27 protein-coding genes and 1 riboswitch are annotated in these 25,807 nt (G+C 60.3%); of the genes, 16 read left to right on the top strand and 11 right to left on the bottom strand.

Features of this window, described 5'->3' with window-relative positions; genetic code table 11:
* Nucleotides 1-16: 16 nt before the first annotated feature.
* From RD1_RS18025 to RD1_RS17990, 8 genes are all read right to left on the bottom strand, one after another.
* The gene (locus RD1_RS18025; RefSeq protein WP_011570004.1) at nucleotides 17-1,108 is read right to left on the bottom strand and encodes a Zn-dependent alcohol dehydrogenase; all 1,092 of its coding nucleotides are present in this window, start codon (nucleotides 1,106-1,108) and stop codon (nucleotides 17-19) included.
* Between the two features lie 101 nt (nucleotides 1,109-1,209).
* Nucleotides 1,210-2,415, bottom strand: coding sequence for a TCR/Tet family MFS transporter (locus RD1_RS18020; protein WP_011570003.1), 1,206 nt, complete (start codon nucleotides 2,413-2,415; stop codon nucleotides 1,210-1,212).
* Nucleotides 2,412-3,743 carry a lyase family protein gene (locus RD1_RS18015; protein WP_011570002.1) on the bottom strand — a complete coding sequence of 444 codons (1,332 nt, stop codon included), beginning with the start codon at nucleotides 3,741-3,743 and terminating at the stop codon, nucleotides 2,412-2,414. The genes RD1_RS18020 and RD1_RS18015 overlap by 4 nt, the downstream gene beginning before the upstream one ends.
* A gap of 3 nt (nucleotides 3,744-3,746) precedes the next feature.
* A complete protein-coding gene (locus tag RD1_RS18010) occupies nucleotides 3,747-4,457 on the bottom strand; it encodes an alpha/beta fold hydrolase (RefSeq protein ID WP_011570001.1) in 711 nt (236 codons plus the stop codon).
* Nucleotides 4,450-5,253 carry a 3-oxoadipate enol-lactonase gene (gene pcaD, locus RD1_RS18005; RefSeq protein ID WP_011570000.1) on the bottom strand — a complete coding sequence of 268 codons (804 nt, stop codon included), beginning with the start codon at nucleotides 5,251-5,253 and terminating at the stop codon, nucleotides 4,450-4,452. Before pcaD ends, RD1_RS18010 begins: the two co-directional genes overlap by 8 nt.
* Nucleotides 5,254-5,293: 40 nt before the next feature.
* Nucleotides 5,294-6,277: a threonine ammonia-lyase gene (locus RD1_RS18000; protein ID WP_011569999.1), complete on the bottom strand. Its 984-nt coding sequence runs from the start codon at nucleotides 6,275-6,277 to the stop codon at nucleotides 5,294-5,296.
* The gene (locus tag RD1_RS17995) at nucleotides 6,274-7,098 is read right to left on the bottom strand and encodes an alpha/beta fold hydrolase (protein WP_011569998.1); all 825 of its coding nucleotides are present in this window, start codon (nucleotides 7,096-7,098) and stop codon (nucleotides 6,274-6,276) included. The genes RD1_RS18000 and RD1_RS17995 overlap by 4 nt, the downstream gene beginning before the upstream one ends.
* The gene (locus RD1_RS17990) at nucleotides 7,098-7,784 is read right to left on the bottom strand and encodes a haloacid dehalogenase type II (protein WP_011569997.1); all 687 of its coding nucleotides are present in this window, start codon (nucleotides 7,782-7,784) and stop codon (nucleotides 7,098-7,100) included. The genes RD1_RS17995 and RD1_RS17990 overlap by 1 nt, the downstream gene beginning before the upstream one ends.
* Before the next feature lie 183 nt (nucleotides 7,785-7,967).
* Here RD1_RS17990 and RD1_RS17985 point away from each other — a divergent pair, with 183 nt between their 5' ends.
* Nucleotides 7,968-8,402 carry an FKBP-type peptidyl-prolyl cis-trans isomerase gene (locus tag RD1_RS17985; protein WP_011569996.1) on the top strand — a complete coding sequence of 145 codons (435 nt, stop codon included), beginning with the start codon at nucleotides 7,968-7,970 and terminating at the stop codon, nucleotides 8,400-8,402.
* Between the two features lie 134 nt (nucleotides 8,403-8,536).
* Nucleotides 8,537-8,971 (top strand): hypothetical protein, encoded by a 435-nt coding sequence (locus tag RD1_RS17980; RefSeq protein ID WP_011569995.1) that lies wholly within the window; start codon nucleotides 8,537-8,539, stop codon nucleotides 8,969-8,971.
* Nucleotides 8,972-9,195: 224 nt separating this feature from the next.
* Here the strand turns inward: RD1_RS17980 and RD1_RS17975 are convergent, their stop codons facing one another.
* Genes RD1_RS17975 through fabA form a run of 3 tightly spaced genes read right to left on the bottom strand, consistent with a single transcriptional unit; the run spans nucleotide 9,196 to nucleotide 11,767 of the window.
* Entirely contained in the window at nucleotides 9,196-9,987 is a 792-nt protein-coding gene (locus RD1_RS17975) for an enoyl-ACP reductase FabI (protein WP_011569993.1), read from the bottom strand.
* A 9-nt stretch (nucleotides 9,988-9,996) separates the two neighbouring features.
* Entirely contained in the window at nucleotides 9,997-11,226 is a 1,230-nt protein-coding gene (gene fabB / locus RD1_RS17970; protein ID WP_011569992.1) for a beta-ketoacyl-ACP synthase I, read from the bottom strand.
* Between the two features lie 31 nt (nucleotides 11,227-11,257).
* The gene (gene fabA, locus RD1_RS17965) at nucleotides 11,258-11,767 is read right to left on the bottom strand and encodes a bifunctional 3-hydroxydecanoyl-ACP dehydratase/trans-2-decenoyl-ACP isomerase (protein WP_011569991.1); all 510 of its coding nucleotides are present in this window, start codon (nucleotides 11,765-11,767) and stop codon (nucleotides 11,258-11,260) included.
* 194 nt (nucleotides 11,768-11,961) lie between these two features.
* Between fabA and irrA the strand changes: the two genes are divergently transcribed.
* The 14 genes from irrA (at nucleotide 11,962) to RD1_RS17895 (ending at nucleotide 25,780) form a co-directional block, all read left to right on the top strand.
* Nucleotides 11,962-12,381: an iron response transcriptional regulator IrrA gene (irrA, locus tag RD1_RS17960; RefSeq protein WP_011569990.1), complete on the top strand. Its 420-nt coding sequence runs from the start codon at nucleotides 11,962-11,964 to the stop codon at nucleotides 12,379-12,381.
* Nucleotides 12,382-12,525: 144 nt separating this feature from the next.
* Entirely contained in the window at nucleotides 12,526-13,851 is a 1,326-nt protein-coding gene (miaB, locus tag RD1_RS17955; RefSeq protein WP_011569989.1) for a tRNA (N6-isopentenyl adenosine(37)-C2)-methylthiotransferase MiaB, read from the top strand.
* Nucleotides 13,852-13,963: 112 nt separating this feature from the next.
* A complete protein-coding gene (locus tag RD1_RS17950) occupies nucleotides 13,964-14,983 on the top strand; it encodes a PhoH family protein (protein WP_011569988.1) in 1,020 nt (339 codons plus the stop codon).
* A gap of 36 nt (nucleotides 14,984-15,019) precedes the next feature.
* The gene (gene ybeY, locus RD1_RS17945) at nucleotides 15,020-15,520 is read left to right on the top strand and encodes an rRNA maturation RNase YbeY (protein ID WP_011569987.1); all 501 of its coding nucleotides are present in this window, start codon (nucleotides 15,020-15,022) and stop codon (nucleotides 15,518-15,520) included.
* Nucleotides 15,521-15,558: 38 nt separating this feature from the next.
* Nucleotides 15,559-16,455 (top strand): hemolysin family protein, encoded by an 897-nt coding sequence (locus tag RD1_RS17940; RefSeq protein WP_011569986.1) that lies wholly within the window; start codon nucleotides 15,559-15,561, stop codon nucleotides 16,453-16,455.
* Between the two features lie 35 nt (nucleotides 16,456-16,490).
* Nucleotides 16,491-17,981 (top strand): apolipoprotein N-acyltransferase, encoded by a 1,491-nt coding sequence (gene lnt / locus RD1_RS17935; protein ID WP_011569985.1) that lies wholly within the window; start codon nucleotides 16,491-16,493, stop codon nucleotides 17,979-17,981.
* A gap of 30 nt (nucleotides 17,982-18,011) precedes the next feature.
* A riboswitch (SAM-SAH riboswitch) is annotated at nucleotides 18,012-18,061 on the top strand.
* Nucleotides 18,062-18,065: 4 nt separating this feature from the next.
* On the top strand, nucleotides 18,066-19,247 hold the full coding sequence (gene metK / locus RD1_RS17930) for a methionine adenosyltransferase (protein ID WP_011569984.1): 1,182 nt from the start codon (nucleotides 18,066-18,068) through the stop codon (nucleotides 19,245-19,247).
* Nucleotides 19,248-19,361: 114 nt separating this feature from the next.
* Entirely contained in the window at nucleotides 19,362-20,063 is a 702-nt protein-coding gene (gene trmB, locus RD1_RS17925) for a tRNA (guanosine(46)-N7)-methyltransferase TrmB (RefSeq protein WP_011569983.1), read from the top strand.
* An 83-nt stretch (nucleotides 20,064-20,146) separates the two neighbouring features.
* The gene (gene aroA / locus RD1_RS17920; RefSeq protein ID WP_011569982.1) at nucleotides 20,147-21,499 is read left to right on the top strand and encodes a 3-phosphoshikimate 1-carboxyvinyltransferase; all 1,353 of its coding nucleotides are present in this window, start codon (nucleotides 20,147-20,149) and stop codon (nucleotides 21,497-21,499) included.
* Nucleotides 21,500-21,506: 7 nt separating this feature from the next.
* Nucleotides 21,507-22,124, top strand: coding sequence for a (d)CMP kinase (locus tag RD1_RS17915; RefSeq protein WP_011569981.1), 618 nt, complete (start codon nucleotides 21,507-21,509; stop codon nucleotides 22,122-22,124).
* Between the two features lie 129 nt (nucleotides 22,125-22,253).
* Nucleotides 22,254-22,784, top strand: a complete 531-nt coding sequence (locus RD1_RS17910; protein WP_044033251.1) for a hypothetical protein — start codon at nucleotides 22,254-22,256, stop codon at nucleotides 22,782-22,784.
* Nucleotides 22,785-23,062: 278 nt separating this feature from the next.
* Nucleotides 23,063-24,742, top strand: a complete 1,680-nt coding sequence (rpsA, locus tag RD1_RS17905; RefSeq protein ID WP_011569979.1) for a 30S ribosomal protein S1 — start codon at nucleotides 23,063-23,065, stop codon at nucleotides 24,740-24,742.
* 403 nt (nucleotides 24,743-25,145) lie between these two features.
* A complete protein-coding gene (ihfB, locus tag RD1_RS17900; RefSeq protein WP_011569978.1) occupies nucleotides 25,146-25,430 on the top strand; it encodes an integration host factor subunit beta in 285 nt (94 codons plus the stop codon).
* Nucleotides 25,430-25,780, top strand: a complete 351-nt coding sequence (locus RD1_RS17895) for a lipopolysaccharide assembly protein LapA domain-containing protein (RefSeq protein ID WP_011569977.1) — start codon at nucleotides 25,430-25,432, stop codon at nucleotides 25,778-25,780. The genes ihfB and RD1_RS17895 overlap by 1 nt, the downstream gene beginning before the upstream one ends.
* The last annotated feature ends 27 nt before the right edge of the window (nucleotides 25,781-25,807 follow it).

Here is a 25,807-nt window from a genome sequence, read left to right as displayed (position 1 = left end):
CTCTTGGCTTGACCCGCTAGGTGTCGAACACGATCACATTGCGTCGCGCGGCACCTGTCTTGGTATCTGCAATCGCCTCGTTGATCTGATCCAAGGACCAGCGCCCGGAGATCAGCTCATCCAGTTTCAGGCGTCCCTGCAGGTAGAGGTCGACCATCCAGGGGATGTCCCGCTGGATCACCACATCGCCCATCTTCGAGCCGACCATGCCCTGTCCCAATGCGGCCAGAACGACCGGTTCATAGCTGGATTTGGCACCGGAATGGGGCATCCCGACCATCACGATCTTGCCGCCAGCGGCAAGGTAGCGCGGTGCCTGATCATAGGCGGGGATTGCACCGACGGTAACGATGACCGCGTCCGCACCGCGCCCGCCCAAGGCCTCAAATGCCGCGCGCCACGGTTTGTCCGTTGTGCCCAGAACGCCGTGTGTCGCGCCGAAATCCTTGGCTGTTTCCAGCTTTTCCTCGCTCATGTCGATGGCTACGATGCGGCGCGCGCCTGCGATCCGCGCCCCTTGTATCGCGTTCAATCCGACACCTCCGGCACCGATTACAACGACGTCCTGCCCGGCGCGCAGGTTCGCCGCGTTCACCACGGCCCCCACACCTGTGATGACGCCACAAGCGATCAGGCTGGCCGCGTCCTTGGGCACAGCAGGGTCAATGCGGACCACCTGATTTTGCGCAACCACGACCTTTTCCGCGAAACCACCGGTGGCCATCGCCTGATGCAGCCTGCCCCCGTCGGCGGTTGTGATTGGCCCGGCGTCCCCGTCATAGGGCGTGTCGCAGAGCGTCGGTTTGCCGCCCGCGCAGCTACCGCAGGTGCCACAGGCGCGGATCAGGGTGACAACGACGCTGTCGCCCGTGTTCAGACCGGTAACACCCGCGCCGAGGGTTGTGACGCGCCCGGCGGCTTCATGTCCATAGACGGCCGGCAGCGATCCCCCCCAAGCGCCTTGCGCGAATGAAATGTCGGAGTGACAAATCGCGACGGCGTCAAGGGTGACCTCGACCTCGCTACGTTCCGGGGGGCGCAGCAAGATGTCCTCGACCACCAGCGGCGCTGCGAACTCATGGCACACGGCGGCTCTTACTTTTTGCATGATCTGGTGATCTCCCCGGTGCTTCCTGTTTCTGTCTGGCCAGCGTTACTAAATGCCGGGTCATGCGCAAGCCCGAACGCGACGAAAGCCAACTGGTGCCGTCAGGAAAACGATGCGGCGCGCCCGCGTGTGATGAAAATGGTCAGACCGATGACGATCAATCCAGCCGACAGGATGAAAGGCGCGCCCGGCGCGTAAATGGGCGCATCCGGGCCGGTGAAGGCTGCGAAAGTGCCCGTCATGACCAGTGGTGACAGGATCATCGCAAGTGCGCTGAGCGAGGTGAGCGCGCCTTGCAACTCGCCCTGCGCGTCGGGTCCGACGGATTTGGACATGATGCCTTGCAGGGCTGGGGTGATCACAGCGGCGAGGGCTGCGAGCGGTGTCAGGATCAGGGCGATGGTGCCACTGGTGACAAAGGCGAGGGCCAGAAATACACAGATGTCAAAAATATGGCCATAAACGACCGTGCCACGCGCGCCCAGCAGACGCATCACGGGGCGGATCAGACCGCCCTGCACGATGGCCATCATGATGCCGAACAGCGCAAGGCTCAGCCCGATGGTCGCAGGTTCCCAACCGAACCGTTCCTTGCCAAAGAAGGACCAGATGGCGGGGTAAACGGCGAATGCCACCTGATAGAGAAAAAATACGATCAGGAACGGCCCCAGCGCATGCAGTTTGCTGAGGTGGCGAAAACTGCCGAAAGGGTTGGCGCGCCGCCACTCGAAAGGGCGCCGTTTGCTGGCGGGCAGCGTTTCCTTGAGCACGAAATAGCCGAAGATCGCATTCAACCCGGCGCAGGCGGCAGCGGCATAAAACGGGGCGCGGGTTCCGAATTCAGCCAGCAGGCCGCCAATCAGGGGGCCAAGCACGAAGCCGACACCGAAAGCCGCACCGATCAGGCCGAAGTTCGCGGCCCGGTCCTGCGGGGCCGAAATGTCCGCCATATAGGCATTGGCCGTTGCCTGTGTCGCAGCCGTGACCCCGCCGATCATGCGCCCGATCAGCAACAGCCAGATGCTGCCTGCCAGCGCCATGACGAGGTAATCCAGCATCATCACAAACAGTGATACCAGCAGGATTGGCCTGCGCCCAAAGCGATCTGACAGACCGCCGATCACGGGCCCAAAGAAGAACTGCATGACCGCAAATGCCGTGGCCAATATCCCGCCCCAGAGCGCTGCGGTGCCCAGATCGCCCGCGCCCACCTCCTGGAACAGGTCGGGCATGACGGGGATGATCAGCCCGATGCCCATCGCATCAATCATCATGGTCATCAGGATGAAAACGACGGCGGGTTTCACTTGGCCATGCTCATGATGCGCGCGGCAAAGGCCCGCGCCTCTTCCGGGGCCTGACCAAGCTGATGCCCGGCCTGAAATAAGGTCTGCGGCAGGTGGGGGTAGGCCGCGCGTGCAAGATCGGGCAGGGACGCGCCTTCAGCCACTGCTTGGGCACAGAGCGCTTTGGTCGCCGCCTGTGCCTGCGGCCTCGGCATGTCCTGGCTAAGCGCGAAACTCAGCGCTTCGGCGTGGATCAGCCCGTTGCCGGTTTCCAACCCCGCCTGCATCTGTGCTACGTTTGGCTGCACTTCGCCCGCCAGCCCGGTGGCGATCTGCAACGCTGATGCGGTCGTCAGGACGATCTGTGGCAAGAGCATCCATTCGCTGAACCATGCGGTGCCGTCGCGTTGGTGCCGGTGCTGCGCGGCGGATGTCATGCCAGCGCGCAAAGCGCATGATTGGTTGGAAAGCGCCACAAGCCCAGTGGCCGCAATCGGGTTTTGCTTTTGCGGCATGGTGGAGGAAGCCCCGCGTCTGTCAAACGCGACCTCGTCAATCCCGCTGGCGGCAAGCCCGTTCAGGCTGCTGCCCATACTGCCAAGTATGGTTGCCACATGTCCCAGCCAATCGCTGATCCGCAACAGGGGCGTGCGGTCTGTGTGCCACGACCTTTCAGGATCCTGCAGCCCCAGCCCCGCCGCCAGCGCGCGGCGCAGATCAGGGGCCTGTGCGCCCAGTGCGGCGGATGTCCCGGACGCGCCTGAGAGCGAGACGAAGAGACTCGATTGACGCAGATGCGGCAAAGCATCCAGCGCATCCGCGAGGGGCATGCCCCATTGCGCCACAACCGCGCCCCATGTTGTCGGTGTCGCAACCTGCCCATATGTGCGCGCGGCCATGGGGGTTGTTGCATGTTCTTCTGCCGCAGCGGCCAGACGCGACAACAACTCGCTGAGGTCACTTTCGGCCAGCGCGAGGGCCTGACGCAGCCGCAGCATCAGTGCTGTGTCGATGATGTCCTGCGATGTGGCCCCCCAATGAACGAATTGCGCATGTTCGGGTGCGTTCATCTCGGCGCGAAAGGCGTCCACCAGACCGGGGACGCAGACGCCGTTCTGCCCTGTGGATGTGGCCAGCGCGCCGGGGTCGATCTGAATTTCAAGGGTGGCGCGGTGAATGGCGGCGGCGCTTGTTTCGGGGATGATGCCCAATTTGCCCTGCGCCTTGGCCAATGCGCCTTCCACCAGCAGCATTGCACGGATCGCGGCGGAGTCTGAAAACAGCCGGCCCGTCTCACCGACCGGAAAGAGTTTGCTGTAAAGCGGGCTGTCAAAAACGCTTGCGGCCATCGGTTATCCTCGGATCGCCTGATCAATATGGGTGGCGAGGGTTTCGGGGTCTGAGAAAAACGGGGAATGGCCGCAATCCATCTGGTGCAGTCTCTGCGCAGGCCAGTCTTGGGTCATGGTGACCTGAAACTCGGGCGGGACAGTGCGATCATCCATACAGCGGATGTAGCTTCGGGGCAGTTTTTCAACAGCCGACATATCAGCCAAAGGCGCATTCGTCGGTGCAACCGCCTGCGGGCAGAGCCGGGTCAGGGCAAATTCAACGTCGCCCGGGGCACAGTCGTGATAAAAGATGTCGGGGGCCATCTCAGGGTCGATTGTAAAGCTCAGCCCATCTGGTGCCATGCGAACAGCGGGCAGAAGAGGCTGGCGCGGCGCTTTCTTGCGCATCTGGGCAAGGGTCATGCCGTTTTGCGGGACATAGGCACAAAGATAGATCAGCTGTGCGATCTGTTCCGGAACGCGCTCTGCCGCCGCAGATATTGCGTAGCCGCCCATGGAATGGCCCACCAGCGTCGTCTGTTCGTGGCAGTTTTCAACGATGGCTTGGGCATAGCAATCAAGGGTAACCGTTTGCACGGGCGTGTCATCTGCGCCGTGGCTTGGCAGGTCGATGGCGCGCGCCATGTGCCCCTTGGCGTTGAGACAGGGGATCAATTTGTCCCAGCACCACGCCCCGTGACAAGACCCGTGGATCAGCAGGATATCAGCCATCCGGCCCCGCAATATGACCAACCTGCTGCAAGAAACCGGTCAGAACGCGCGCGTATTCCTCTGGCTGTTCGACGCAAGGCAAGTGCCCCGCGTTCCGGATCAGGTGGAACTGACTGCCCGGGATCAGGTCTGTCGTCTCGCGCACGAGATCGGGGGGCGTTGAGCCATCTTCGGAGCCGGCAATGCCCAGCGTCGGCAGACGCAGCCCGCTGGTGGGCGTGTAAAAATCGGTTCCGGAAATGGCGGCTGAACAGCCGATGTAGCCGTTGTCTTCCTGCCGCGTCAGCATGTTGCGCCAAAGCGCAAGTTCAGCGCGAGTGCGAAAAGCGGCCGAAAACCACCGCTCCATTACCGCATCGGCCAGCTTTTCGATGCCCCCGCTTTCAACATCCGCGATCCGCGCGTCCCATAGGGCGGGCGTCCCGATTTTCGCCGCCGTGTTGGACAGGACCATGGCGCGGATCAGGTCGAGCCGTTTGACCGCAAGCCCCTGCGCGATCATGCCGCCAATCGACAGCCCCACAAAGACGCAATTCCTGACCTGCAAATGATCCAGCAGATTTTCCGCGTCCTTGACAAGCGCGCCCATCGCATACCGACCCGGCGGGCAACTCGTCAGCCCATGGCCGCGTTTGTCATAGCGGATGATGCGCAAACCGCTTGGCAAAAAGGGCAGAACGGGATCCCACAGGCGCATATCCGTGCCCAGCGAATTGGCAAAGACGACCGGCGGCCCATCCTCAGGCCCATCCACACGGTAATGCACCGCGATATCACCAAGCTGTGCCATTTTCATGCGCGTTCCCTCACATTCCGGGCTGAAAAACACTGCCAGATCACGCGCTATCCCCGCATCGCTTCAAGGCCATTTGAAAAACATCCGCATCCACATTGCCGCCTGAGATGGTAACGATCACCGTGTCTGCGTCAATTTCAGAGGTGTGGAACAGGGCCGATGCCAGCGCAACCGCCCCGCCGGGTTCGGCCACGACCTTGAGGTGCGCAAAGGCCAGCGCCATGGCGTGCAGGGCCTCCTCATCGCTCACCACAAGTCCCGGACCTGCCAGACGCTGCAAGATGGGGAAGGTCAAAACGCCCGGCGTGGGCGTGATAATGGCGTCACACAGGCTGCCGGAGGTTTGCGCGTTGTGCAACCGCGCGCCCGCTTTGAGGGAGCGCGCCATGTCATCGAAACCGGCGGGTTCAGCCGGGCGCACGCGAAATCCCGGTGCGTCCGCCTCAAGCGCCAGTGCGATGCCGGAGGCGAACCCACCGCCGCCGCAGCACACGATCACGTCGGCGTCGTCGATGCCCCGCGCTTGCGCCTGTGCTGCGATTTCCAGCCCGGCGGTGCCCTGACCTGCGATGACTTGCGCATTGTCAAACGGCTTGATCAGGGTGAGATTGCGCTTTGCTGATAACTCAGCGCCAATGGCGTCGCGATCTTCGCCCCCAACCCGGTCATACAAGACGATTTCCGCCCCGAGCGTCCGCGTATTTTCAATTTTCGTGCTTGGCGCATCCTGCGGCATGATGATCACCGCAGGGGCGTCAAACTGGCGGGCGGCAAGGGCGATGCCCTGCGCGTGATTGCCGCTGGAAAAGGCGATGATGCCCCGCTTGCGTGCATCAGCATCAAGGGCCGAAATCGCAGACAGCGCGCCGCGGTACTTAAAGCTGCCAGTATGCTGCAAACACTCAGCCTTGACGAAAACGCGGCACCCTGCGATCGCATCGAGGTTGGGTGAACACAGCAGGGGCGTGCGCCGCACATGGCCTTTCAACCTTTGTTCAGCGGCCCGGATTGCGTCGATGTTCACTTGAGCGCCTCAACCCATGTTTGCAGTGCGGCCACCGATTCCGGTTCATCAAGAAACGGCACATGCCCCCGCCCGATCACCGTGGCTGAAATCATGTCCGGGCGACGTTTTTTCATCTCCTTCAGGGTCTCATGCGAAAACAGATCGGAGTTTTCACCGCGAATGCACGCCAGAGGCAAATCGGACAATGCGTCGAAATAGGGCCAGAGGTCGGGGGCGGCCTGTGCGCCTTGCAATTCCACGGCATCGCGTAGTTTGGGGTCATAGGTGATGTCCAAGCCATTGCGGCTGCGGGTGTAGTGTTTGATCGCCTCTTCCATCCAGCGGGTCAAAGGGACGTCCGAAAACCCGGTCATGTTCTGTTCCAGCAGGCGTGCTGCAGTCAGGTGGCTGGACGCTTTGGGCGCGCGGCCAATATAACCCATGATGTTCTCCAACCCTTTGGGTTCAATCACCGGCCCGATGTCATTGAGGGCTGCGCCCAGAAGCCGTTCCTTGGCGCCAAAGGCCAGACCCATGGCCAGCAACCCGCCGCGCGACGTGCCAAGGATCGCCACGCGATCCAGCGCCAGATGATCGAGCAATTCAATGACGTCGCGGGCTTCAACGATCAGGTTGTAGTTCTCCCAGTTCTTGTCCCAGTCCGAATTGCCCCGCCCACGGTAATCAAGTTTGATCAACCGCGCGCCACTGAGGTGGGGTGTCACGTAAGAGAAGTCTTTTGACGTGCGCGTCAGCCCCGACAGACAAAGGATCGGCAAACCGTCGCCTTCGTCTGTGTAATAGAGGGAAAGCCCGTCTGAGGTTGTGAAATGTGGCATTATATTCCTGCAATTTCGGGGATTTTCCGCAAATCATTCAACACATGTTCTGGGCGCCATGGCAACCTGTCCACCGGGTCACTCGCGCGATTGACCCATGCGGTTTGAAACCCGTAGCCTGTGGCGCATGCGGCATCCCAGCCGTTGGACGAGACAAACAGAACGTCACCGAGGTCGCCGCCGAACCTCTTGAGCACCAGATCATAGACCCGCGCATCCGGTTTGAAAACGGCCACGCTTTCAACCGACAAAACATCATCAAGGTATGCGTCAATACCCGCCGACTGAACCGCACCGGCAAGCATGTCGGGCGATCCGTTGGACAGGATTGCCGTGTTCAGCCCCGCCTCTTTCAGCCTCGCCAGCATCATCGGCACTTCGGGATAGCTCTGAAGTTCCCAGTAAAGCGCCAACAGGCGTTCGCGCAAGGCCGCGTCCTGCGCATGCCCGGATTTTTCCAGGGCCCAATCCAGCCCTTCCTGGGTGATGGTCCAAAAGTCATCATGCGCCCCGACAACAGCGCGCAGCCAGGTGTATTGCAGTTGTTTCTGCCGCCAGTTTTCCGCCAGAACGGGCCAGCTGTCGGAAATATGGTTGAAATCGGGTTCGCAGGCCGCCTGCCGTGCCGCCGCCGCAACATCGAAAAGCGTACCATAGGCATCAAAAACGCATGTCTTAATGGCCATTTGCACATTCCTTTCCTGCTGTCGGGGCCAGAGTGTCACGGGCCGTTGCATTGTAAAAGGGCGAAAAGGGCGCGTTTTCGGGTTTACTGATCCGGCGGACCTGTTCAATGTGGTCGTGAAACGGAAGAACCTGCGCAGATACGCGGCCTTCGCCACACACCCCTCGCAAAAACGGGAGACGACATGACCCACGTCAAGACAGGCGATACAGTCGCTATTCACTATACAGGCACGCTGGAGGATGGAACCACGTTTGACAGCTCGGACGGGCGCGCGCCCCTGGAGTTCGTCGTCGGGTCCGGTCAGATTATTCCGGGACTTGACGTGGCTTTGCCGGGCATGAGCGTGGGCGACAAGAAGAAGGTCGAGATCGCCTGTGATCAGGCCTATGGCCCCTCGAACGCCGAGATGCGACAGGCCGTCCCGCGTGAGGGCATCCCGCCGGATTTACCGCTGGATATCGGGACGACACTGGAGATGCAGACGCCGGATGGCCAGTCAATGCCGGTGCGTGTGGTCGCTGTCGACGAGGCAACGGTGACACTGGATGCCAATCACCCGCTCGCCGGTGAGGATCTGACGTTCGATATCGAGGTGATGCGCATAGACGCGGCGTGACGCCATCGTGCTAACAACGCGTTAATTACGAATTCTGGAGTTACTTGAACGAAATACGAGGTGATTCTACTCTCCTAACCGCGGCGTGATTGCGCTCACTCGGTCCATTCTGCGTTCCGGAAGGAGAGATTCAGATGAATTACGAAACCTCCCGAACGCGCGACGCCCCTGCGTTAAATGTGCTGCAGGTCATTTTTCTGGATATTGTCCTGACGCTCGGCCTGCTGGTGACGTTAAAGCTGAGCGGTGCTGGTTGGTTGTTCGCTTTCGTTGCGGCTTGGGCGGGCGGGTGTGTTTTGACGATTGTTGCTGTTTTCGTGATCTACAAGGTTGCGCTGATGGCCGAAGGCAGGGCAGATGTGGCGGCCACGTCTCCGCGCACCTCCGTTGCCGAGGCGATAGAGGCGTGGGAAACAGACCGCTTGAGTGATCTGGAAACGCGCACGCAAGCGGGGTCGCAAGACACGAAAAACGCAACTGATCAGCCGATCAGCGACGCGCCCGCGTCGGCCGCGCACCCATCTGCGTCGCCGCCGGTCACCGACAGGAAATGCGCAAACGGGCCTTGAAGCGTCATGTCAAAATCCTGAACCATCCATCGCTATCGAAACCCAAACACTTCAATGCGTTACGTGATACTTGCAGTGTCAGGTATTTCGTCAGGCGTCTTGATGCGAGGACGCGCATTGAACGGCGCTGCCAGCGACCGCCCTTTACGCATGTATTGCCGGTCGGGCGCAGGCGAAGCGCCCTGCGCTTTGACGGCGAAGGGCAGTAAGAGATTGTGCCCGGATTACAGGTTCTCGCCCTGCGGCATCCCGAGGATATGATACCCCCCGTCGACATGTATGATTTCGCCGGTGGTGCAGGCTCCTGCATCTGACGCGAGATAGACCGCTGTGCCGCCGACCGCATCCAGCGTCGCGTTTGAGCGCAGAGGGGCGTTTTGGTCGGTGTGTTTATAGGTTTTGCGCGCCCCGCCGATGGCCGCCCCGGCGAGCGTTTTCATCGGACCGGGAGAGATTGCATTCACGCGGATGCCCTCCGGGCCAAGGTCGTTCGCAAGATAGCGGGTCGCACTTTCCAACGCGGCTTTTGCTACACCCATCACATTGTAATTCGGCACGACGGTATTGCTGCCCTGATAGGTCAGCGTCATCAGCGTGCCACCATTTTCAACCATCATGGGATGCGCGCGACGCGCCACCTCCAGAAACGAATAGGCGCTGATGTCCATCGTCTGCTTGAAGTTCTCGCGACTGGTGTTGAGGAACCGCCCTGTCAGTTCGGATTTGTCCGAAAACGCGATGGCATGCACCAGAAAATCCATCGTCGGCCAACGCGCCGACAGTTGTCGGAAGGCGTTGTCCAGGGACGCGTCGTCGGTGACATCCACATCGACCATGAAGTCCGACCCGACAGAAGCCGCGAGCGGGGCAAGGCGCGAGCCGAAAGCTTCCCCCTGATAGGTGAACGCCAGTTCCGCACCGGCGGCCGCCATCGACCGTGCGATGCCCCATGCGATCGAACGCTCGTTGGCAACTCCCATGACCAGCCCGCGTTTTCCTGCTAAAAGACCTGACATGATGCTCTCCTACCCCAGATATTTCGACAGGATCATTGACCCGTTGGTGCCGCCAAACCCAAATGAATTTGTCATGACGGAATCAAGGCCCGCGTTATCGACACGTTCCAGCACGATCTCCGAAGGCGTCAGCGCGGGATCCAGTGTCTCCACATTGACGGATTTTGCCATGAAGTCATGTTTGAGCATCAGCAGGCTGAAGATGGCCTCCAACGCGCCGGCGGCGCCCTGTGCGTGACCCGTCAGGGACTTGGTTGAACTGACCGGTGGCGTGGTGCCTGTGCCAAAGACACGGCGCACCGCCTCGATCTCGCCCACGTCACCCACGGGCGTGGATGTGCCATGCGCGTTGATATAACCGACCTTGCGCCCCTCGGGCAGGGTGCTCAGCGCCAGACGCATTGCGCGTTCGCCACCTTCACCAGAAGGGGCGACCATGTCGTGCCCGTCAGATGTGGCTGCGTATCCCGTAACTTCTCCGTAGATCGTCGCACCTCGTGCCAGGGCGTGGTCCAGATCTTCCAGCACCACGATGCCGCCACCGCCTGAAATCACAAACCCGTCGCGGTTGGCGTCAAAAGCGCGGCTGGCCTGTTCCGGCGTGTCGTTATACTTGCTGCTCATCGCGCCCATGGCGTCGAAAAGGCACGACAGCGTCCAGTCGAGTTCCTCGCCGCCGCCTGCGAACATGACATCCTGCTTGCCGAGCATGATCTGCTCCGCTGCGTTGCCGATACAATGAAGCGAGGTCGAGCAGGCGGAGGTGATCGAATAGTTGATGCCCTTGATCTTGTAGGCGGTCGCGAGGTTAGCGCTGACCGTGGAGGACATGCACTTTGGCACCGCAAAGGGGCCGATCCGCTTGGTCGCGCCGGTTTTCTTTACCACCTCATGGGCGGTCAGCATCGCTGAGGTCGATGGCCCACCAGAGCCCGCAACAAGGCCGGTACGCGGGTTGCTGATCGTGTTCTCGTCCAGTCCCGCGTCGGCGATGGCTTGCCCCATGGCGATATAGGCATAAGCCGCACCCGGCCCCATGAAGCGCAGCGCGCGCTTGTCGATATGTTCGGTCACATCAATCTTCAGCGTCCCCGCGATCTGGCTGCGAAAGCCGTGTTCGCTCATCTCAGGGCTTGCGGTGATGCCACTGGTGCCGGCCTTGAGCGCGGCCAGAACTTCGTCGGCGTTGTTTCCGATGGATGAGACGATGCCCAGACCTGTCACGACGACACGGCGCATGGCGCACTCCTTTATTTCTCGCGGCGCTGCCTCAACTCTCGGAGAGCGCGACCTTCATATCTGTAACCCGATAGATGGTTTCCCCATCTGCCTCCACACGGCCATTGGCCACGCCCATTGTCAAGCGCCGGGACTGGATCGCCTTGGTGAAATCCACGTAATAGGTCAGCATCTTGCGATCCGGGCGCACCATCCCGGTGAGTTTCACCTCACCCACGCCAAGCGCATAACCGCGCCCCTGCCAACCGCGCCAGCCCAGATTGAAACCGGTCAGTTGCCAAAGCCCGTCAAGGCCAAGGCACCCGGGCATGATTGGGTTGCCGGGAAAGTGGCAGTCGAAAAACCACAGATCGGGGTTGATATCAAACTCTGCGACAACATGTCCTTTTCCGTTCGCGCCCGCATCGTCCGAAATCTCGGTGATGCGATCCATCATCAGCATGGGGGGCTCGGGCAGTTGTGCGTTGCCGGGGCCGAAAAGCTCGCCGCGGGCGCACTTTAGCAGGCCTTCTTTGTCGAAACTGGTGGGGTATTGGGCCATACTGGCGCGTCTCCTGATCGGCGTCTTTAAAGGTCGAACCCCTCTAGCATCGTGTTTGCGGGTCCTGCAAGGGCGCGGGTGCGGCATGATTCCATGCAACACAAGCTGTTTTCCACACAAGCGTGGGGGTCTTTCCAATTGAAAACCATTCGCAAAGTCCTTTATATTAATGAGGAACGTAGCAAGAGGCATCCATGACTGACGCGCAACATGACACCGGGGCACAATGGCTGGCATCCGCCGGGCTGCGTCCGACGCGGCAGCGCGTGACATTGGCCGCATTGCTGATCGGCGATGGGCAGGACCGCCATGTGACCGCCGAAAGCCTGTTTGACGCGGCCAAGGCGCAGGGCGAAGCGGTGTCTCTGGCGACTGTCTACAACACCTTGCGGGCCTTTTGCGATGTGGGTCTGGTGCAGGAAGTTACCGTGGACGGATCAAAAAGCTACTTTGATACGAATACGCATGATCATCCGCATTTCTATTGGGAAGATGACGCAACCCTGACCGATGCCCCGTCTGAGGATCTGGTGATTGCACAACTGCCCGATGCACCCGAGGGGGCGGAGATCGCCTCTGTGGACGTGGTGATCCGTCTGCGCCGAAAATCCTGACGCGGCACAACCACGGCGATGACGTGTGCGTTTACGCATGCAATGGCGGGCCTGCGTGCGTTGGCCGTAGGCGCTAGTTGCATTGCAAGCCTTCCCGGAGACTGATATTCAGCCGCGCAACTTCCCTTTGATCGGATTCCTGCCATGACAGCGCCCAAGAAGCTTTTCATTAAGACATACGGCTGCCAGATGAATGTCTATGACAGCGAACGCATGTCCGAGGCTCTGGTCGCGGAAGGGTATGTTGAGACGAAAACCGCAGAAGACGCGGATATGATCCTGCTCAACACCTGCCACATCCGCGAAAAGGCGGCGGAAAAGGTTTACTCCGAACTAGGCCGTCTAAAATCGCTCAAGGCCGATAACCCTGATCTGAAGCTTGGCGTCGCGGGATGCGTCGCACAGGCCGAAGGGGAAGAGATCATGCGCCGCCAGCCGGCGGTGGATCTGGTTGTGGGGCCGCAGTCCTACCACCGCTTGCCACAGATGGAAGCGCGCCTGCGCGAGGGCCACAAGGCGCTCGACACCGACTTTCCACCCGAGGACAAATTCGAAGAGCTCAAGGCGCGCCCCAAAGCGCGGCGCGCCCCGTCAGCGTTTTTGACCGTGCAGGAAGGCTGCGACAAATTCTGCGCCTTTTGTGTGGTGCCTTACACGCGGGGTGCTGAGGTCAGCCGCCCTGTCACGCGCGTGCTGGACGAGGCCCGCGATCTGGTGGAGCGTGGCGTGCGCGAAATCACCCTGCTGGGGCAGAATGTAAACGCCTATCACGGCGCGGGTGCGGACGGTAACGAAAAGACGCTGGCGCAATTGATCTGGGCGCTCAATGACATCGACGGGTTGGAACGCATCCGCTTTACCACCTCGCACCCCAACGACATGCAGGATGATCTGATCGAGGCGCACCGCGATTGCCCGAAACTGATGCCCTATCTGCATCTGCCGGTGCAATCGGGGTCTGATCGGATCCTCAAGCGCATGAACCGCAAGCACACGGCCGACAGCTATCTGCGCCTGATCGAACGTATTCGCGTCGGACGGCCTGATATCCTGCTCTCCGGGGATTTTATCGTCGGCTTTCCCGAAGAAACAGAAGCGGATTTTCAAGCCACGCTCGATCTGATCGAGGCGGTAAATTACGGCTATGCCTATTCGTTCAAATATTCCACACGGCCCGGCACGCCCGCCGCGGAGCGCGCGCAGGTCGACCCCGTCGAAGCGGATGAGCGGTTGCAGCGCATACAAGCGCTGATCACGCGCCAGCAGCAGGATATCCAGCAGTCCATGGTCGGGCGTGACGTCAGCGTTCTGATTGAAAAGCCGGGCCGTTTCGAGGGTCAGATGGTGGGAAAATCCGAATATCTGCACGCGGTCCATGTGGATCAATGCAGCGCGCAGATCGGCGACATTTTACCCGTGCGCATTGTCGAGGCGAAACGCAACTCGCTTGCCGCGGTGACGCTTGCCTGAACGCCGACTGCATTTTTGTGCAGCTTTACGGCATAAACATGCCCGCAGCGCTTGCGTTGGTCTCTAGGAATTGGCACCGTCAAAGCGACTCGTACCCCGTGAGGAGCAGCTATTGCCGCCCGATGACCCAAGCGCGACTGATGTTTTGACCGCCGCACCCGGTGGCACAGTTGAATTCCCCGATAATCGTCTGCTGATCGACTTGTGCGGGCCCTATGACGCAAACCTCGCGCAGGTGGAAAAGGCGTTGGGCGTGCAGATTGTGCGGCGTGGCAATCAGCTGGCCGTTGTGGGCAGCCATGATGCTTCTACGGATGCGATGCGCGTGTTGCATGCGCTTTATGCCCGGCTGGAAAGCGGGCGCGCTGTCGAGGCGGGCGATGTGGACCGCGAATTGCGCATGGGCCCCTTCGAGGAAGTCGCGGCGCCCGAGGACGGGCACCAGCTGGAGATGCCCATCGGAAACCGCATCGAGATCCAGACCCGCAAGAAACGGGTGGAACCTCGGACCGATGCGCAGAAAGCCTATGTGCAGTCGCTGTTTGAAAACGAACTGGCCTTTGGCATTGGTCCGGCGGGGACGGGCAAGACATATCTTGCCGTTGCGGTCGGGGTGTCGATGTTTTTGTCGGGGCAGGTGGATAAGATTATCCTGTCACGCCCTGCCGTTGAGGCGGGGGAGCGGCTGGGGTTTCTGCCCGGTGACATGAAAGACAAGGTCGATCCTTACATGCAGCCGCTTTACGATGCGTTGGGCGATTTTCTGCCCGGCAAACAGCTGTCCCGCCTGATCGAGGAAAAGCAGATCGAGATCGCACCGCTGGCCTTTATGCGCGGGCGGACGTTGTCGAATGCCTTTGTAGTGCTGGATGAGGCGCAAAATGCGACCACCATGCAGATGAAGATGTTCCTGACCCGCCTTGGCGAGGGGTCGCGCATGGTGATCACAGGGGACCGCACGCAGATTGATTTGCCGCGCGGCACAGCGTCGGGACTGGCGGATGCGGAGCGGTTGCTGAAAGCGATCCCCAAGATCAGTTTCAACTACTTCACTTCAAAAGACGTGGTGCGCCATCCGCTGGTGGCTGCGATCATCGAAGCCTATGAGGCTGACCCGACGCCCAAGGCGTGAATTGCGCGTTTTGCGGATCGGTTCAGGGACTGGCGCATGGATATTGATATTCTGATCGAAGATGACCGCTGGGCAGCCATGGATCTTGATGTGCTGGTTCGGGATGTGCTGCGCGCCATATCTGATACCCTGACCCTTGATCTTGCGGCTGCGGAGGTTTCGTATCTGGCCTGCGATGATGCGCGTATCGCACTTCTGAACGCCGATTTTCGCGAAAAGGCGACGGCGACAAATGTGCTGAGCTGGCCCGCCGCTGATCTGGCACCGGTGGTCGCCGGTGCTGTGCCCACCACGCCGACGGTGGATGTGACGGGTGCGCTCACCTTGGGTGATGTGGCGATTGCCTATGAGACATGTGAGCGTGAAGCCGCCGATCTGGGCAAGCCGCTTGCGGAGCATGTAACGCATCTGATCGTTCATGGAACGTTACATTTATTGGGGTATGATCATATACGGGACTCAGATGCCGCGCTTATGCAGGGCGTTGAGGCTAAAATACTTGGCAAAATGGGGTTTGATGACCCATATATGGTGTAGTAGGCGGATGCTCCCGCTTTAATTCAGAACAGGACCCAATGGGCGACAACGACGGATCATCTGACGCAGCGCAAAGCGCGCGTGAACAAATCACCCCCCCACAAGACGACGAACCTGTAAAGCAAGCAGGGTTCTTCAGCCGCGTGATCGGCGCATTAAGCCCATCTGAGGGCGATGTTGTCGAACTGCCGACCGAGAACCATCGGGAGAGCCAGCAAACACACGGCATGATGAACCTGCGCCGGATGCGGGTTGAAGACGTCGCGATCCCCAAGGCCGATATCACGGCGATTCCGGCGACATCGACCCTCGATGAGGCTGTCGCCGTTTTCAAGGAAAGCGGCTCGACACGGCTGCCGGTATACGATGGCACGTTGGACACGCCCATCGGATTTTTGCACCTCAAGGATGTGGCGCTGAACTATGGGTTTAACGGCGGATCAAAGGGGTTTGATCTGCGCGCAATGCTGCGTCCGCTGCTTTATGTGCCGCCGTCCATGACCATTGGCGTGCTTTTGACCAAAATGCAGGCAGAGCGTCGGCACATGGCGCTGGTGATTGACGAATATGGCGGTGTGGACGGGCTGGTCACCATCGAGGATTTGATCGAACAGGTCATCGGCGAAATCGAAGACGAACACGACGTGGATGAGGGCGTCTATTTCACCGAAGAAAAGCCGGGCTGCTATCTGGCCCTGGCAAAGACTCCGCTTGAGGATTTCGAGGCTGAAATCGGCACCTCCCTGACCGCCCATGAAGAGGTCGATGAAGAAGAGATCGAAACGCTGGGCGGGTTGGTCTTCATGCTGTCGGGGCGTGTCCCGGCGCGCGGCGAGGTCGTGGTGCATCCCGACGGTCCCGAATTCGAGGTGATCGACGCAGACCCGCGCCGCATCAAAAGGCTGCGGGTGCGCACGGCGGCTCAAACGGCGTGACACCTGCGCCGGGGCGTTCGGCGGGTGCCGTGTTGATGAGATTCCCATGGGTCGCGCAAATCGTGCTGGCCGCAGCCTTGGGTGTGTTCGCCGCCTTTGGGCAGGCACCTTACGATCAGCCTGCCGTGCTTCTGATCGCTTTGGCCGGGGCATTTCATCTGTGGCGCATCCAGACACGGCCCCGCGCGGCGGCGGTCATGGGGTTGGCCTTTGGCTGCGGCTATTTCGCGCTGGCGCTGATCTGGATCGTTGAACCTTTTCAGGTGGATGCCGCCCGCCACGGGTGGATGGCCCCTTTTGCGGTTGCCTTGCTCAGCCTTGGGCTTGCGCTGTTCTGGGCTGCTGCCTTTTGGGCGGCCCGGCTTTTGTCGCATGCGGCCTTCGGATTGGTGTTGACATGGACGGCTGCGGAAATGGCGCGGGCCTATGTCTTTACCGGTTTTCCATGGGCAAGCCCGGCGCAGGCGACAATCAACGGCCCCCTGTCGCAGGTGCTTGCCTTGGGGGGGCCGCATGCGGCGAACTTTGTGCTTTTGCTTTGCGCTTGGGTGGTATCGCTGTCGGGGCGGTGGCCGGTCAAAGCGGGGCAGGCCGTCGTTCTTGCCGCCGTCTTGTGGTCGCTCCATGCGCCGTTGCAACGTCCTGCGGCCGTGCTGAGTGACACGTGGGTGCGGCTCATCCAGCCCAATGCCGCGCAACATCTCAAATGGCAGCCTGAGATGGCAGAGGTGTTCTTTACCCGACAGCTCGCGCTGACCGCCGCCCCGGCGCAATCGGCGGCGCAAACGCCCGATCTGGTCGTTTGGCCGGAAACGGCAATTCCGTGGCGTCTGGAGACGGCGGGTCCGGCGCTTGTGGAAATCGGGCGCGCGGGCAATGGCGCGCCAGTCGTTTTGGGGGCATTGCGCGCGGAAGGGGTCCACCTGCGAAACGCGCTTGCCGTGATAGACCCCGCAGGCGCGCCAGAGGCGATTTACGACAAACACCACCTCGTGCCCTTTGGCGAATATATGCCCTTTGCGGGCCTTGCGAACCGTCTTGGGTTATCCGCCCTTGTGGCGCAAGCTGGCATCTTCAGCAGCGGCCCCGGTCCTGAACTTTTGGATTTTGGTCCTTTGGGCACGGCGCTGCCCTTGATCTGTTACGAGGCTGTCTTTGCCCATGGCGTCAACGCGGCGCCCGCGCGCCCGGATTTCCTGTTGCAGATTACAAATGACGCGTGGTTCGGACAATACGCGGGGCCCCAGCAGCATCTGGCACAGGCCCGCATGCGCGCAATTGAGCAGGGTTTGCCATTGATGCGCGCGGCCAATACAGGGATTTCCGCCATGATTGACCCGGCGGGGCGGATCATTTCCAGTCTGCCCCTCGGGCAGGCCGGTTTCATAGATGCGCCCCTCCCACGCCCAGACCCCGCGACGCCGTACAGCTGGTTTGGAGACGTCCCGGTACTCGTGTTTTTGCTTGTCGCTCTTGGGTTTATCCGCCTGCGACAGACCACCGTACGGTGGTCATATAGCGATTGACCTTGCCATAGCGCGACCGTAAGCAGTTGCAGCGAACCACAACGGCTTCCTGACGTGGTTCTTCATTGGCGATTGGAGCGATAAATGTCCCGCAAAAACTACGTTTTCACCTCGGAGTCCGTTTCAGAAGGACATCCGGACAAACTCTGTGACCGGATTTCGGATGCGGTTCTTGATGCGTTCATCGCCGAAGAACCCGAAGCGCGTGTCGCTGCGGAAACTTTTGCCACGACGAATCGTGTGGTGATCGGCGGTGAGGTGGGGCTGTCGGATAAAGACAAGCTGCACGACTACATGGACCGGATCGAAGCGATTGCACGCGCCTGCATCAAGGACATCGGCTATGAGCAGGACAAGTTCCACCATGCCACATGCCAGGTGACAAACCTGCTGCATGAACAATCCGCGCATATCGCGCAAGGGGTTGATGCCGCAAAAGGCAAGGATGAAGGTGCCGGCGATCAGGGTATCATGTTCGGCTATGCCTCCAACGAAACGCCGGAACTCATGCCCGCGCCGATCCACTATGCACATGCAGTGCTGCGCCGCCTTGCCGAGGTGCGCAAAGACGGAACCGAACCAACCCTGCGCCCCGACGCCAAGAGCCAGCTTTCGGTGCGCTATGAGGACGGCAAACCGGTTGGTGTCACCTCTGTCGTTCTGTCGACGCAGCATGCTGATGAAAGCCAGACCTCCGACGATATCCGCGCAATCGTTGAACCCTATATTCGCGAAGTCCTCCCCGATGGCTGGATCACAGGCGATACGGAATGGTGGGTGAACCCGACCGGCACTTTCGTGATTGGCGGCCCAGATGGCGATGCCGGTCTGACCGGGCGCAAGATCATCGTGGACACCTATGGAGGGGCTGCCCCGCATGGTGGCGGTGCCTTCTCGGGGAAGGATCCGACGAAAGTGGACCGTTCAGCCGCCTATGTGGCGCGCTATCTGGCCAAGAACGTGGTTGCGGCAGGGCTTGCGAACAAATGTACGATCCAGCTCAGCTATGCGATTGGTGTCTCCAAGCCGCTGTCGATCTACTGTGACACCTTCGGCACCGGCGAAGTGGACGAAGAAGAGATCGAACGCGCGATCGGGAAGGTCATGGATCTGACCCCGCGCGGCATTCGTGAACATCTGCACCTGAACAAACCGATCTATGAGCGGACGGCGGCATATGGTCATTTTGGGCGTGCGCCTGATGCCGATGGCGGGTTCAGCTGGGAAAAAACCGACCTTGCAGACGTGCTGAAAGCGGCGCTGTAACAGAACGAGGCCGCCGGACGCCCCATCATGGCGGGCCGTCCGGCAGCATATTGCCAACCAACTTCTGCCCGTTGCAATGTTGCAGCGGTTTTCATGGCCCGTTAAACGGCAGCCATGAGCAAACAAACACGCCCACATCGAAACTTTTATGGTCGCCTCAAGGGTAAGTCGCTCAAGGCGGCGCAGAAGCGCTACCTTGATGAAGACCTCGCAGCGCTCTCGCCCGGAGCTGTGGGCTGGGAGGAAAACCCCGATCGCAGGCCTCTCGATTTGCCCGGGCTGTTTGAAGGCAAGCCTGTCTGGCTGGAAATCGGCTTTGGCGGGGGCGAGCATCTTGTGCACCAAGCCGCGCAAAACCCCGATATCGGCATCATCGGGGCGGAACCCTACATCAACGGTGTCGCGATGTTGCTTGGTAAGATCCGGCGCGCGGGTGTTGAAAACCTCGCGGTCCATGCGGGCGATGCCCGCGATCTGATGGATGTATTGCCGGCCGCCTCGATCGACCGAGCCTTTCTGCTTTATCCCGATCCATGGCCGAAAGCGCGCCACCACCGCCGTCGGTTTGTCACGGCAGAACACCTCGACCCGCTCGCGCGGGCGCTCAAGCCCGGCTCGGTCTTTCGCGTGGCCACGGATATCGAAGACTATGTCCGGCAAACCCTGCAGGAAGTGCCAAAGCATGGGTTCAAATGGTTGGCGAACGCGCCGCAGGATTGGCGCAGACCCTGGCCCGACTGGATTTCCACGCGATATGAACAAAAGGCGCTGCGCGAAGGGCGCACGCCGCATTACCTGACCTTTGTCAGGGAGTAGGCAGCCCGAGACCCGAATGGGCTGGACGCAGCAGCGCCTTGCCGCTAATCCAGCGGCAGTTCTGTTCAATACCGAGATGCATCATGTCCAGCCACGGCGCTCCCATTCCAATGACATCCAGCGCCTGCGGGCCTCTGACGGGTGAGGCCCGTGTCCCCGGTGATAAATCCATTTCGCACCGGTCGTTGATTCTGGGCGCGCTGAGCGTGGGCGAGACACGGATTTCCGGCCTTCTTGAGGGGCAGGATGTGCTCGATACCGCCAAAGCCATGCGGGCCTTTGGGGCCACAGTCACCGATCATGGCGGTGGTGAATGGTCCGTGCATGGGGTCGGTGTTGGCGGGTTTGCCGAACCTGATGGTGTGATTGACTGCGGCAATTCAGGCACCGGTGTACGGTTGATCATGGGGGCCATGGCCACATCCCCGATCAGTGCGACATTCACCGGTGATGCCTCGCTGAACGGGCGACCGATGGCGCGGGTTACCGATCCGCTGGCGCTGTTCGGGGCGCAGTCCTACGGCAGACAGGGCGGGCGGCTGCCGATGACGGTGGTCGGTGCGGCAGAGCCTGTGCCGGTGACTTACACTGTGCCGGTGCCGTCTGCGCAGGTGAAATCGGCGGTGTTGCTCGCTGGTCTCAACGCGCCGGGACAGACAGTTGTGATCGAGGCTGAGGCGACGCGTGATCACACGGAACGCATGCTGGCAGGTTTCGGGGCCGAGATTTCGGTTGAAGACGCGGACGAAGGCCGGGTGATCACCCTGACTGGCCAACCCGAATTGAAATCCCAAAAGATCGACGTGCCGCGCGATCCCTCCTCTGCGGCCTTTCCGGTCTGCGCGGCGTTGATTGTGCCCGGGTCGGATGTTCTGGTGCCGGGGATCGGGTTGAACCCGACGCGCGCCGGGCTGTTCACAACGCTGCGTGAAATGGGGGCGGATCTGACCTATGAGAACGAACGCGTTGAAGGCGGCGAACCGGTCGCCGACCTGCGCGCGCGGTTTTCACCGGACCTGACGGGCATCGAGGTGCCACCGGCGCGCGCGGCCAGCATGATTGATGAATATCCCGTGCTGTCTGTCGTGGCGAGTTTTGCGCGCGGCGATACGGTCATGCGCGGTGTCAAGGAACTGCGTGTCAAGGAAAGTGACCGCATTGATGCCATGGCCAGCGGTCTGCGCGCCAACGGCGTGGCTGTTGAGGATGGCCCCGACTGGTGGGTTGTTACGGGGCGGGGCCATGGGAATGTGGCCGGTGGGGCGACCTGCGCAAGTTTCCTTGATCACCGGATTGCCATGTCGTTCCTTGTGATGGGCATGGCCACGCAAAAGCCGGTTACGGTTGATGATGCCGGGCCCATCGCGACGTCTTTTCCCATTTTCGAACCCTTGATGGCGCAATTGGGTGCGCGCATTCAGCGCGACAACGGCTAGGGGCGCGATGTCGGACGCGGCCTTCACCATTGCCATCGACGGACCCGCCGCCGCGGGTAAGGGCACGATTTCAAAAGCGGTCGCTGCGCATTTCGGGTTTCGCCATCTGGACACGGGGTTGCTCTACCGGGCAGTCGGGGCGCAGGTGCTTTTGGGGATGGAGCCGCTGCAGGCAGCGCAACGGCTTTCCGCTGATATGCTGGAAGGCGCGAACCTGCGCAGCCCGGAAGTCGCGCAATCCGCCAGCCGCGTCGCTGTCATTCCCGAGGTGCGCGCGGCCCTGCTTGATTTCCAGCGCAGCTTTGCCAGACGGGCCGGAGGCGCGGTTCTGGATGGGCGTGATATTGGCACGGTGATCTGCCCGGATGCGGAGGCCAAGATTTTCGTGACGGCCAGTGCAGATGTGCGCGCGCGCCGCCGCTTTGATGAACTTGTCGCAGCAGGCGCGGCGATCAGTTTTGAACAGGTTCTCGCAGATGTTCTGGAACGCGATGCCCGTGATCGGGACCGCGCCGAGGCCCCTTTGAAACCCGCCGCCGACGCGGTGACGATTGACACCTCGACCTTGGATATTGAAGAGGCGGTTGCCGCAGCGATCAAGGCGATCGAGGCGCGGCGCGCGTAACGGTCCCCGTCGGCGCGCGCCGCGGGACGCGTCTTTTTTGATGATCATCAGGCCGTTCACAAAACGGTGCTTGGTCAACACGGCCTTCGAACGCTATCATTCCACTATATAGATACGAGAGGGTTTGGAATGATACGGATTGCATTATTGACCGTCCTGTTTGTGGTGTCGACAATGGCGCGCGGGCAAGACGTGCCCACGCCCGAAGGGCCGATGACGATGGAGCGGATGGCGGGCATCATCGCGGCCCTTGACCCCGACGTATCGCAGCGCGGCCCGACCTTTGAATTTACCATTCAGGACATCCCCATTATCGTGATCGCGGACCCGCGTGCGGATCGTATGCGGGCCATGGTGCCGATCCGCTCTGCCGATGCGCTGGAGCAGGCAGAGCTTTTGCGCCTGATGCAGGCCAATTTCGATTCGGCACTTGATGCGCGATATGCTGTGGCACAGGGGCGGTTGTGGGGCGTGTTCATCCATCCCCTGTCGCCGCTGGAGCGCGATCAGCTGATTTCCGGATTGGCGCAGACGGTCAGTGTCGCGCTGACCTATGGGCAGAGTTATTCCGGAGGCGCGTCGGTCTTTGGGGGCGGTGATTCCAGCGGCATTTATCAGAAGCTGCTGGAGGAGTTGCAAAAACGCGGTGAAGAGCTTTGATCGCGCGCGGCGAATAGGGCGCCTCATGCGGGCTGACGGTGTTTTGCCGAATTGCACCGCGCGTTATCACATGCCTTGATACCGCGACAAAACCACGTTAAGAGCGGCGCATTGACGGGGCGCTAAAGCCACGCGGCTGAGGAAAACAGGCAGGGTCGGTGATCACCGGCCCTTCGTTTGTTTCAGCGCAGGGCCCGGCCCGTCAGTGCAAAATCGTCAAAGACCGGCGGAGACAACCGCACGGCCAGAAACAAACCAAGTTAGGAAAACGACGCCACATGGCAAATCTGATGGATGAGTTTGAAGCACTCTTAGAAGAAAGCTTCGAAATGGACACCCCCGAAGAGGGATCGGTTGTCAAAGGCAAGGTCATCGCGATTGAAGCGGGCCAAGCCATTATCGACGTAGGCTACAAGATGGAAGGCCGCGTCGAACTCAAAGAATTCGCAGACCCCGGTGAAGCCCCCAAAATCGCTGTTGGCGATGAAGTGGAAGTCTTCCTCCGTCAGGTCGAAAGCTCCAAGGGCGAGGCGGTTATTTCCCGTGAGATGGCCCGTCGCGAAGAAGCATGGGACCGTCTGGAAAAAGCCTACGCCAGCGAAGAGCGTGTCGAAGGCGCAATCTTTGGCCGGGTCAAAGGTGGCTTTACGGTCGATCTTGGTGGTGCTGTCGCCTTCCTGCCCGGCTCTCAGGTTGACGTGCGTCCCGTGCGGGATGCAGGCCCGTTGATGGGTCTCAAGCAGCCTTTCCAGGTTCTGAAAATGGACCGCCGCCGGGGCAACATCGTTGTATCGCGTCGCGCGATCCTTGAAGAATCCCGTGCCGAACAGCGCGCCGAAGTCATCGGTAACCTGTCCGAAGGCCAGACAGTTGACGGTGTGGTCAAGAACATCACCGAATACGGTGCCTTTGTGGATCTTGGTGGCGTAGACGGCTTGTTGCACGTGACCGACATGGCATGGCGCCGTGTGAACCACCCCTCCGAGATCCTCACCATCGGTGAGACGATCAAGGTGCAGGTCATCAAGATCAACAAAGAGACACACCGCATCAGCCTCGGCATGAAGCAGCTGCAGGAAGATCCATGGGATCTGGTGGCCGCGAAATACCCGCTGGGTTCCACCCACACAGGCCGCGTGACCAACATCACCGACTACGGTGCCTTTGTTGAGCTTGAAGCCGGTGTTGAAGGTCTGGTACACGTCTCCGAGATGTCCTGGACCAAGAAGAACGTGCATCCGGGCAAGATCGTGTCAACCTCCCAAGAGGTCGAAGTCATGGTTCTGGAGATCGACGGTGCCAAGCGCCGCGTGTCCCTTGGCCTCAAGCAGACCATGCGCAACCCATGGGAAGTCTTCGCGGAAACACATCCCGAGGGCACGGAAGTCGAAGGCGAAGTCAAGAACATCACCGAATTCGGTCTGTTTGTTGGTCTGGACGGCGACATCGACGGCATGGTTCACCTGTCGGATCTGTCTTGGGACGAACGTGGCGAAGATGCGATCCAGAACTACCGCAAAGGCGACATGGTGCAGGCCGTTGTCTCCGAAGTGGATGTCGAGAAAGAGCGTATCTCACTGTCGATCAAGGGCGTCGGTGGTGACAAATTCGCCGAAGCCGTGGGCGGCGTGAAGCGTGGGTCCATCGTGACCGTGACCGTCACCGCCATCGAAGACGGTGGTGTCGAAGTGGAATATGAAGGCATGAAATCCTTCATCCGCCGCTCCGACCTCAGCCGTGACCGTGCAGAGCAGCGCCCCGAGCGTTTCTCGGTCGGTGACAAGGTCGACGTGCGGATCACCAATGTCGATGCAAAATCGCGTCGTCTGGGTGTCTCCATCAAAGCGCGCGAGATCGCGGAAGAGAAAGAGGCCGTGCAACAGTATGGCTCTTCGGACTCCGGTGCTTCCCTGGGCGATATCCTTGGCGCGGCGCTGAAAGGCGACGACGACAAATAATACTAAACGTTCTGCGACCCTGAAGTGACATTTTTCGGGTTTGAAGATCAAAGGCCCCGGCAACAAAGGTTGCCGGGGCCTTGTTTTTGGCGGCGCAAGCACATGCGTTGGAATGTACCACAGACCGACACCTCCGTTTTCACATGGTCAGCCCATGAAGGGATCGCTTGCCTGCCCTACCTAAATCGAATCATCGCCTTAGCTGCACCGCAGCAAGGCACGCGCAACGCTGCCCTTTGTTGTGGCACTTGACGATAATGGCGAAAAACTGCGCGAATACAGGGCCTTCACCAAGAAAAAACTGGAAACCGCTTCACAGGCTGACTTTCCGTGGCGACAGAAACTTTCTATAGTTTATGCAATGCGCTCCAAAGCGCTACACATAATCCTGGGGGGTGTTGCTATGATCCGTTCTGAGCTGATCCAAAAGATAGCTGACGAAAATCCACATTTGTACCAAAGAGATGTGGAGCGGATTGTGAATACCATATTCGAGGAAGTAACAGGCGCCATGGCGCGCGGCGACCGGGTCGAGTTGCGCGGCTTTGGTGCATTTTCGGTCAAGAAGCGGGACGCGCGTATCGGACGCAATCCACGGACCGGCGAGACGGTGCACGTGGAAGAAAAGCATGTGCCGTTCTTCAAGACGGGCAAACTTCTTCGCGACCGCCTTAACGGGAAATCCTGATGCGCTACATCAAATACGCTCTGATCGCCACTTTTGGCATCGCCCTGATCTCTGTCGCGGTTGCGAACAGGGAGCACGTTTCTATCCAGTTGATCCCGAATGAGGTTGCAGGTTGGTTCGCGATGAACCCGCAAATCGAGTTGCCGCTGTTCATCATCATCTTTGGCGGTATCATCGTCGGCCTGTTCGTCGGATTTGTCTGGGAATGGCTGCGCGAGCATGCACAACGTGCCGAGGCGGCGCGTCAGGCGCGCGAGATGCGCCGCCTGCAACGTGAGGTGAAACGGCTCAAGGGCGAAAAGCACGAAGGCAAGGACGAAGTGATCGCCCTGCTGGAAGAGGCCAGCTGAAGCCCTTGCAGTGCCGCCTTTGGCGTG

It is taken from the genome of Roseobacter denitrificans OCh 114 (genome assembly GCF_000014045.1).
Lineage (GTDB): Bacteria > Pseudomonadota > Alphaproteobacteria > Rhodobacterales > Rhodobacteraceae > Roseobacter > Roseobacter denitrificans.
Note: the sequence above shows the minus strand (reverse complement) of the source record. Positions and strands in the feature narration are given on the sequence as shown.

Coding starts and splice junctions, on each gene's coding strand:
- RD1_RS18025 (WP_011570004.1), bottom strand. CDS start 1,108: ATGCAAAAAGTAAGAGCCGCCGTGTGCCATGAGTTCGCAGCGCCGCTG.
- RD1_RS18015 (WP_011570002.1), bottom strand. CDS start 3,743: ATGGCCGCAAGCGTTTTTGACAGCCCGCTTTACAGCAAACTCTTTCCG.
- RD1_RS18010 (WP_011570001.1), bottom strand. CDS start 4,457: ATGGCTGATATCCTGCTGATCCACGGGTCTTGTCACGGGGCGTGGTGC.
- pcaD (WP_011570000.1), bottom strand. CDS start 5,253: ATGAAAATGGCACAGCTTGGTGATATCGCGGTGCATTACCGTGTGGAT.
- RD1_RS17995 (WP_011569998.1), bottom strand. CDS start 7,098: ATGCCACATTTCACAACCTCAGACGGGCTTTCCCTCTATTACACAGAC.
- RD1_RS17990 (WP_011569997.1), bottom strand. CDS start 7,784: ATGGCCATTAAGACATGCGTTTTTGATGCCTATGGTACGCTTTTCGAT.
- RD1_RS17985 (WP_011569996.1), top strand. CDS start 7,968: ATGACCCACGTCAAGACAGGCGATACAGTCGCTATTCACTATACAGGC.
- RD1_RS17980 (WP_011569995.1), top strand. CDS start 8,537: ATGAATTACGAAACCTCCCGAACGCGCGACGCCCCTGCGTTAAATGTG.
- RD1_RS17975 (WP_011569993.1), bottom strand. CDS start 9,987: ATGTCAGGTCTTTTAGCAGGAAAACGCGGGCTGGTCATGGGAGTTGCC.
- fabB (WP_011569992.1), bottom strand. CDS start 11,226: ATGCGCCGTGTCGTCGTGACAGGTCTGGGCATCGTCTCATCCATCGGA.
- fabA (WP_011569991.1), bottom strand. CDS start 11,767: ATGGCCCAATACCCCACCAGTTTCGACAAAGAAGGCCTGCTAAAGTGC.
- irrA (WP_011569990.1), top strand. CDS start 11,962: ATGACTGACGCGCAACATGACACCGGGGCACAATGGCTGGCATCCGCC.
- miaB (WP_011569989.1), top strand. CDS start 12,526: ATGACAGCGCCCAAGAAGCTTTTCATTAAGACATACGGCTGCCAGATG.
- ybeY (WP_011569987.1), top strand. CDS start 15,020: ATGGATATTGATATTCTGATCGAAGATGACCGCTGGGCAGCCATGGAT.
- RD1_RS17940 (WP_011569986.1), top strand. CDS start 15,559: ATGGGCGACAACGACGGATCATCTGACGCAGCGCAAAGCGCGCGTGAA.
- lnt (WP_011569985.1), top strand. CDS start 16,491: ATGAGATTCCCATGGGTCGCGCAAATCGTGCTGGCCGCAGCCTTGGGT.
- metK (WP_011569984.1), top strand. CDS start 18,066: ATGTCCCGCAAAAACTACGTTTTCACCTCGGAGTCCGTTTCAGAAGGA.
- trmB (WP_011569983.1), top strand. CDS start 19,362: ATGAGCAAACAAACACGCCCACATCGAAACTTTTATGGTCGCCTCAAG.
- aroA (WP_011569982.1), top strand. CDS start 20,147: ATGTCCAGCCACGGCGCTCCCATTCCAATGACATCCAGCGCCTGCGGG.
- RD1_RS17915 (WP_011569981.1), top strand. CDS start 21,507: ATGTCGGACGCGGCCTTCACCATTGCCATCGACGGACCCGCCGCCGCG.
- RD1_RS17910 (WP_044033251.1), top strand. CDS start 22,254: ATGATACGGATTGCATTATTGACCGTCCTGTTTGTGGTGTCGACAATG.
- rpsA (WP_011569979.1), top strand. CDS start 23,063: ATGGCAAATCTGATGGATGAGTTTGAAGCACTCTTAGAAGAAAGCTTC.
- ihfB (WP_011569978.1), top strand. CDS start 25,146: ATGATCCGTTCTGAGCTGATCCAAAAGATAGCTGACGAAAATCCACAT.
- RD1_RS17895 (WP_011569977.1), top strand. CDS start 25,430: ATGCGCTACATCAAATACGCTCTGATCGCCACTTTTGGCATCGCCCTG.